We start from the raw sequence: 2,597 nt of genomic DNA, 5'->3' as shown, positions 1-2,597 counted from the left end.
TGCGTATTCTCATGATGTCGATCACTCATTCTCACCGAAGCCGATCAGTCATTCTCATTCATACCGATCACTTTTACTCCTCACTTTGCGGTGAGATTGAGTTGTAATGCTTTATTCAATATTCGTCAATACCTTTGCCCCCATTTTACGCATCGACTCGCCTTTTAAGTCAAATCGCTCTGCGCAGTGGATCAATCTATCCATGATCGCATCCGCATAAGTTGCTTCCCCAATTAACTCATGCCATTTCGAAATCGGTAGCTGACTCATTAATATCATCGAGCTTTGTCCGTGTCGCGCATCAATAATATCGAGTAGATCGCTGCGTTGTTGGCCTGTTAAGCTTTCCATACCCCAATCATCGATGATCAGAATTTGGCATTTATTGAGCTGTGTAAGGAATCGAGGATAACTCCCTTCGCCATGAACGCGTTGCAGGTGTTCTTGCAATCCCTTTAGCCTAAAGTAGCGGACACTTTTACCTTGCTGGCAGAAGTAGTGCCCAAGGGCGCAGCCCATAAATGTTTTTCCACAACCTGTTGCGCCTGTAAAAATAAGATTTTGGTAGTGAGTTAGCCAGTGTCCTTCAAGTAAACTGCGAACCTTTGCTTTTTCAATTCCACGGCCCGCTCGGTAATCAATCTGCTCTGGATCGGCCCGTAAACGGAATTTAGCTTGTTTGACTAGGCGGTCTATTTTACGTTGCTCTCGCTGTGTAATTTCTTCATCAAGTAGTAATGTTAATCGCTCCTGGAAACTGAGTTCTTGATAGTGTTGAGGCTGAGCATTCTGTACTTCAAGCGCATTAAATACGTGGCTAAGTCGCAGATTACTGAGTTGTTCGGATAAGTGCTTATTCATGAGCATTCCTTAATGGTAGTAGTTTTCGCCACGGAGGTTATCGTGTCTGACATTGATTAATTTATCGGATGAATCAGAGGCTAGTGGTTGTTGATCTAAGCGGTTATTTAAGATCGCTTTAATGCTTTGTAATCGATATGCCCCCGTATCAAGCCCGCGTCGGCAAGCAGCATCAAGGCGATCTTTAGGGTATTTTTTAGTGAGAGTAAGCAGTCCTAAGCAAACACGATAGCTTTGCTGGGGGTGTTGCTTATTGTTCAATTGAAATTTGACCCACTCTAATACTGCTTCACCCAATGAGGCAGCCCAGTTTTCAAAACGCTCAGGCGTCCATTTTGTATACTCTTGATGTGATTTGGGCATGTGCTCATTGAGAGTGCTATGTCCGCCTATTTGCGTTGACTTCATGTGTTGCGCAATACGGTTACCTTGATGGTAAATGCAGATCATCTTTTGGGTAACATGCGCTTCTAATCGTTTGCGGATCAGTCCATAAGGGACGGAGTAATAATGTTTTTCAATTTCAACATGATAATCAATGTGAACGAGGACCTTTTTTATATAGGTATATTGATAATGTTGAAGGGGTAAAGGCTTCAATGCAGGCAAGTCTATGTGGTTAAATAATGATGACCGAGTACCCGTTATTTTTTGAAAGGGTTTGTTGTTCATTTGTAGTAATAACTCTTTAATGCGTTGATTTAAATGAGTTAAAGAATAAAAAACCTCATGACGCAATACCGACATGATCCAGCGTTCAACAATCAACACACCATTCTCAGCCTTGGCTTTATCCTTAGGCTTAAGTGGTCTAGCGGGCAAAATAGTGACATTGTAATGCGCTGCCATCTGCTGATAAGTTGGGTTCAAATCAGGATCGTATTTGCAAGCGCGAGTAGTTGCTGATTTCAGGTTATCAGGGATGAGTAAATCAGGTACACCACCTAGAAATTCAAAGCATCGCACATGACTCATTACCCAATCTTCAAGCTTCTGTGAGAGTGTTGCTTCTGCATAAGTGTAATTTGAAGCACCAAGGACAGCAACGAAGACTTGCGCTGTTCGTATCTCACCAGTATCGGGGTTAACGAGTGGCAGCGTTGGTCCGCAATAATCAATAAAGAGTTTCTCACCGGCCTTGTGATTTTGGCGCATTGAAGGCTGTAGCTTCCTTGCCCATTCTTTATAGTGTCTGCAGAGTTGTGGGTAACTGTAATAGTTGTCACTATTACGCTCAACATACTCCTGCCAGAGTAGTTGTTTAGTGACCCCTTTACGCTTTAGCTCAAGTTGAAATTCAGGCCAGTTCGGTAAAGGAATAGCCGTTCTTGGAGAGTGCTGAGTTTGCAAAAACTGTTTATTGAGCTTTATATCCGTCCATTTATCAGGTAATGGCCACGCTTCGATCCCCATCATTTTTGCACGAGTAATGTAGTTGGATATCGTTGAAGCTGATATGGATAGGCTCTTAGCTATCTTACGGTGTGATAGTTTTGCTTGATACTTTAAGCGTAATATCTCTTTTAGTTTTCTCATTGAAATTGACTCTGTTGGCATAAAGATTCCCTTTTTAAAAACAAAAAGGAAGTATGCGGGTTTAACAAAGCAAAGTGATTTTTGAGTACCTTTTACTTAAAAAAAGTGATCGGCATTGATGAGAATAGGTGATCGGGATAAGTGAGAACAAGTGATCGGCTTACATGAGAATGGGTGATCGCGATGGTTGAGAATATGCA

General features: G+C 42.0%; 2 protein-coding genes. Both read right to left on the bottom strand.

Translation table 11 applies throughout. From position 1 onward, the window contains the following. Positions 1–111 precede the first annotated feature (111 nt). A complete protein-coding gene (istB, locus tag MT391_RS20505; protein WP_499499929.1) occupies positions 112–861 on the bottom strand; it encodes an IS21-like element helper ATPase IstB in 750 nt (249 codons plus the stop codon). A gap of 9 nt (positions 862–870) precedes the next feature. Continuing rightward, positions 871–2,418 carry an IS21 family transposase gene (gene istA, locus MT391_RS20500; RefSeq protein ID WP_499499927.1) on the bottom strand — a complete coding sequence of 516 codons (1,548 nt, stop codon included), beginning with the start codon at positions 2,416–2,418 and terminating at the stop codon, positions 871–873. Positions 2,419–2,597: the final 179 nt, after the last annotated feature.

The organism is Vibrio sp. 1-Bac 57, from assembly GCF_037546855.1.
GTDB lineage: Bacteria > Pseudomonadota > Gammaproteobacteria > Enterobacterales > Psychromonadaceae > Psychromonas.
The sequence above is the reverse complement of the archived record's forward strand: the minus strand, read 5'-3'. Positions and strand labels throughout refer to the sequence as shown.

What these genes read in the sequence shown, in the direction of transcription:
- istB (WP_499499929.1), bottom strand. Translation starts at nt 861, where the DNA reads ATGAATAAGCACTTATCCGAACAACTCAGTAATCTGCGACTTAGCCAC.
- istA (WP_499499927.1), bottom strand. Translation starts at nt 2,418, where the DNA reads ATGCCAACAGAGTCAATTTCAATGAGAAAACTAAAAGAGATATTACGC.